This window comes from Deltaproteobacteria bacterium, from assembly GCA_029860075.1.
In the GTDB taxonomy this organism is placed as follows: domain Bacteria; phylum Desulfobacterota; class JADFVX01; order JADFVX01; family JADFVX01; genus JAOUBX01.
Genome location: JAOUBX010000141.1, coordinates 1 through 5,672, shown reverse-complemented (window position 1 = coordinate 5,672; position 5,672 = coordinate 1). Strand labels below are relative to the sequence as shown.

Annotated in this window: 3 protein-coding genes; all 3 read left to right on the top strand. The window is 43.5% G+C overall.

The annotated features are described in order from the left end of the window. On the top strand, positions 1–2,817 hold a 2,817-nt coding region (locus tag OEV42_21175; protein MDH3976782.1), incomplete at its 5' end, for a hypothetical protein. Continuing rightward, entirely contained in the window at positions 2,814–3,221 is a 408-nt protein-coding gene (locus OEV42_21170; GenBank protein MDH3976781.1) for a hypothetical protein, read from the top strand. The genes OEV42_21175 and OEV42_21170, both read left to right, overlap by 4 nt. A gap of 155 nt (positions 3,222–3,376) precedes the next feature. Continuing rightward, positions 3,377–5,672, top strand: a 2,296-nt coding sequence (locus OEV42_21165) for a hypothetical protein (GenBank protein ID MDH3976780.1), incomplete at its 3' end; no start/stop codon positions are given.

Here is a 5,672-nt window from a genome sequence, read left to right as displayed (position 1 = left end):
ACAACTACTGGAAGCCGCAGCTATGATGGTGCAGGGAATGTGCTGACTATCACTGATGAAGAAGGGAAAATTACAAGCTATACTTACGATAAGGAAAACAGGGAGACCTCTGTTACTTTTGCATCTGAGACGACAAACAAGGAATACGATGCCCTGGGTAATATTACACTGGTTACCAAACCGCTAGGCAACACCAGGACCATGGCCTATGACGCGTTCAACAGGCTGACGGAAGTGAGCGAAGGGGGTTTGGTCACCAAATACGCCTTCGATAAGAACAGTAATGTAACGTTCCAGATGGATGCGCTGGGTCGTCGCGTTAAGTATGAATACGACGCCCTCAACCGGAAGGTGAAGCATATCCAGCCGGGCAATATTGTTACTAGCTACGGCTACGACGCCGAAGGGAACCTGACGGCAATGACCGACGCCAAGGGGCAGGTCTTCGGTTATGTTTACGACAAGTTAAACAGGCAGACCGAGGCCAATTATCCCGACGTGGCGACACCTTATATGACGCCGCTTAAGACGGTGACGGGTTATGATGCGAATAATAATGTAACGACCATTACCGAGAGCAAACATGACGTGGATGGCGTAACAGTGACTGACCTCACTGAGAATGTTTATGATGATTTTGATCGTTTGACAAGCAGTACGCAGCGTGGTGTCACTGTTAGCTACGGTTATGACAATAACGGGAATAGAACGAGTGTTTCTACCGCAGCCGGAACGACGGCTTACGCCTATGACAATAGAAACCGTATAGCTACTGCTACCGCTGATACATTGCTAACAAGCTATGGTTACTATGCCGATGGGAAGAAGGATACAGTTACCTATCCCAACGGTACTGATGTGAAGTATATCTATCATCCGACGAACAGGGTAGCAAGCATAGTTAATCAGGTGACGGCTGATAGTTCGGTAATTTCCAGCTACAACTATGACTATGATAGTAATGGTAATAGAACTTTACAGGTTGAAGTTCAAAATGGGGTAAGCGAGACAACGACCTACAGCTATGACGATCTCGATAGGATGACGGAATACACACTCACTTCCGGTGCTGATGTGACTGTTACAAGCTACACCTTTGAGGGGTATAACAGGAAGACGGAAGAGCTTAGTGTCAATGGAAGTGCAACGGCTTCTAAAACTTACACTTATGATGCACTGGACAGGTTGACCAGTGTAGTTGACAGCATCAATGGCAAGAGCATAAGTTACAGCTATGACCTTAACGGTAACATGCTGACTAAAACAGATAGCCTCGATTCGGCTGCCAACATGAACTTTGAATATGACGCGCTCAACCGTTTGGTTAAAACGACGCAGGCAACAGACACGCAGGGGCTTTATGAATATAATGCCGATGGCTTGAGAGTAAGGCATCGTTTAAGTGAAAGGGGGGATGTTGATTACTATTATGATGGGAATTCGATCATAGAGGAAAGGAATGCTGCGGATGGCAGCCTGTTAGCGCACTATAGATACGCAGATAGATTACTTTCTCTGAACACTGAACTGGGAACTCAGTACTATCATCATGACGCTTTGGGTAGCACTGTTAACCTGACAGACAATAGCGGGGTGGTGAAAGTAAGTTATAGCCTTGACCCGTGGGGGCATATCCGTAACCAGGTTGGTTCAAGTATTAACCGTCAGATATTTACCGGGCAGGAGCATGACGAACAGACAGGGCTGATTTATTTCGGTGCTCGTTACTATGATGCTGAGACGGCGAGGTTTATTAGTCAGGATACTTACTTGGGCGAGTATGGGACACCGCCTTCATTGCATAGATATCTTTACGCTTATAGTAATCCGACGGTTTATATTGATTTGTATGGGTATGAGGCAGTAAGGGAGTATGCTTCTCTGGATGAAATAGAGACGGGTGCTAAGTACATAGAATATCACGACGGCTATTACAATCCTGATCCAGCTGCATGGGAAGATTATGAGGATAGTTATGACATAGTTACAGAGAATGGCGTAGTGAAAACAATGGAAAGAGATTTCTGGGGTAATATAGAAAACAAATGGTATCAATTAGGACGTAAATGGCAACAATTTAAAGCGAGTCCAAATCCCGATGAAAAGCTTACAGGAGAGAGTGAAAGGGGTGATGAAGAGTTTAATGAGAAACCTCTGGATCCTGAACAGGAAGTAAAAAATGAGCGTGCACGACGAGCAGATGCCTTTATAGCCAATGCAAAAGATGTTGGTCACAAAGCGGCGAATGAAGTGGAAGAAACTGTTAGTGATCCTGAAAATATTGTAATAGCTGCAGCAACAAGATCGCCACTTGGAAAGTTTGTAGAGCAAACAGGTGGTTTCATCAAAAGTAATAAGAAATGGATTAAGGATAAGTGGAAAAAGTGGTGGAAGAAGGGTGAGAAAAAAGGTGGTGAGGTTGATAAATTAGCCTTAAAGAATGTATTTGAATTCAGAGGTCCTGCTAGCAGACATACATTAACCAATGTAAATCAAAAAACTGTGGCTAAAAATTTGAACACAGTAATTGAACCAGGTGTAGATGTTACAGCCGATGTTGCAGCCATCAATAAAGGACTGGCTAAAAAAAGTGGAGATAAATTTGTAATTAATGGTCGAACATATGGAATGCATGATGGTACTTTATTTCCTGTTTCCGGAAGTGGATTTCATCAATTAGATAGAGCATCATTTAAGGCTTTAGGTGTTTTAAATAAATTTGGTAATACAGCCAAAGCAAACAAAATTATTAATAATATGGGTTTAAGTGATGATGCTGTAAATACCGCATTAAAGGTTTGGAGGTTGTCGCAATGATTTGGGTAGATATTATTGTAGAAAATTTAGTTCCTGATAAGCAGCTACGTAAGACTTTGCATGATTTGCTAAATATACATTTTGAAAAAATTCAGGTTATTGAAGATTACGATGATTTTCCAGATGCTAATACGATGAATGTGGTTTGCCAAAAGTCTTTATTCCAATCGGGCTTTGTTATGATGCTATCAATTTATTTGTTTGGAGAAATAACAAAGAATACACCAAAAATTGATGAATTTGTGTCTGCTTTTTCTATACACATGAACTGTAAGTGCTTATTGCCAACAGAAAGTGAAAATCCAAGTCAGATGTTTTTATTTGAAGGAACTAAAAAAGAAATAGTCTATATTGATGAAAATACTCTCGAAAATGATGGAATTTACACATTGAAAAAGGTGTAAGGGGTCAGAGCTACGTAATCGACTAAATGACCTTTAGATTTATCCAACAGTGGCTTTGATTCTGCAAAGTTCTTTGACAATTGAATATACAATACCTATAGCAACCCCCGTCATGGATTCGCCCATGACGGGGGTTTAATGCTGCTAATCATGAGATGGTAACCACTTACGACAGGCGGGGCAAGGTGGTAAGTGTTACCGACCGCAGGAATAATAAAACCACTTATGAATATGACGCCCTTGGCCGTGAAACCAGGGTGACCGATGCACTCGGTCAGTTCACTCAAAAGACTTACGACAAGGTGGGCAATGTTAAGGCCCTTACCGACAAGCGGGGCATCATCACTGAAAATACTTACGATGATCTTTATCGACTGATAAATACCAAGCGGGCGGGAATCACCCTCGTTACTAATGAATATGACAACGCAGGCAATGTGACGGCAACGACGGATGCTGAAAACAAGCGGACAGCCTATACTTACAGCGGTCGTAACTTGCTGACAGTAACGACTTATGCAGATACAACTACTGGAAGCCGCAGCTATGATGGTGCAGGGAATGTGCTGACTATCACTGATGAAGAAGGGAAAATTACAAGCTATACTTACGATAAGGAAAACAGGGAAAAGTCCGTCACCTTTGCCGGAGAGACGACAGGCAAAGAATACGATGCCCTGGGTAATCTTACACTGGTTACCAAACCGCTGGGCAACACCAGGACCATGGCCTATGACGCGTTCAACAGGCTGACGGAAGTGAGCGAAGGGGGTTTGGTCACCAAATACGCCTACGACAAGAACAGTAATGTAACGTTCCAGATGGATGCGCTGGGCCGTCGCGTTAAGTATGAATATGACGCCCTTAATAGAAAGGTGAAGCACATCCAGCCGGGCTTTATTACCACCACTTACGGCTATGACGCCGAGGGGAATATGACGGCAATGACCGATGCCAAGGGGCAGGTTTTTGGTTACGTCTACGATAAGCTCAACCGACAGACAGAGGCCAACTATTCTGATGTGGCTACGGCCTACATGACGCCGCTAAAAACGGTGACCGATTATGATGCGAATAATAATGTCATTACTGTCACCGAAACGAAGCGGGATGCCGATGGAACCACCGTTACAGACCTGACAGAGAATGTTTATGACAACTTTGACAGGTTGACCAGCAGCATGCAAAGGGGCGTGGCTGTGTCCTATACATACGACAATAATGGTAATAGAACCAGCGTGACAACTGCTTCCGGCAGTACTGCTTATACTTACGATAGTAGAAACCGGATAGCCACCGCTACTGCTGATGCTTTGCTAACAAGCTACGGTTATTATCCTGATGGCAAGAAGGACACGGTAACTTATCCCAACGGTACGGATGTTAAATACACCTACTATCCGACCAACAGGGTAGCAAGTATAGTTAATAAGGTAACGGCTGATAGTTCGGTAATTTCCAGTTATGTCTATGAGTACGACAGCAATGGCAATAGAACTTCACAGGTTGAGGTTCAAAATGGGGTAACTGAGACAACGACTTACAGCTATGATGACCTTGACAGGATGACGGAGTTTACGTTGACTTCCGGTGCTGATGTGACCGTTACAAGCTACACCTTTGAGGGTTACAACAGGAAGACGGAGGATGTCAGTGTAAACGGTACCGCAACCGCTTCGAAAACATACACTTACGATGCTTTGGATAGGTTGACGAGTGTTGTTGATGCTGTTAACGGCAAGACAATTGGCTATAGCTATGATCTTAACGGCAATATGCTTTCCAAAACGGACAGCCTTGATTCAACTGCGAACATGACCTTTGAATATGACGCGCTCAATCAAATGGTGAGAGCGAATCAGGATTCTGTAACGAAAGGGCTGTATGATTACAACGCGGGTGGTTTGAGAATCAGGCATCGTTTGAGCGAAAGAGGCGACGTGGATTACTTCTATGATGGCAATGCTGTAATAGAAGAGAGAAACGCTGGTGATAGCAGTCTCCTTGCTCATTACCGCTATGCCGACAGATTACTAAGCCTCAACAACGGAACATCAAGCCAGTATTATCACCATGATGCTCTGGGTAGCACGGTTAACCTTACAGACCAAAGTGGTGCGGTTAAGGTTAGCTATTCGCTTGATCCATGGGGAACAATCAGGAATCAGACAGGAAGTAGTGTAAATAGGCAGATATTTACCGGGCAGGAACATGATGAACAGACAGGTTTAATTTACTTTGGGGCTCGTTACTATGACGCAGAAACTGCGAGGTTTATTTCACAGGATACGTATTTAGGTGAATACGGGACTCCGCCTTCATTACATCGTTACCTTTATGCTTATTCGAATCCGACAGTTTATGTTGATTTAATGGGGTATAAGTCTAAGTTAACAAACTATGTCCTCACAGGAGAATTTGATCTTTCTCCTGAGGAAGAATTCGCTGCTC

Coding starts and splice junctions, on each gene's coding strand:
- OEV42_21170 (MDH3976781.1), top strand. CDS start 2,814: ATGATTTGGGTAGATATTATTGTAGAAAATTTAGTTCCTGATAAGCAG.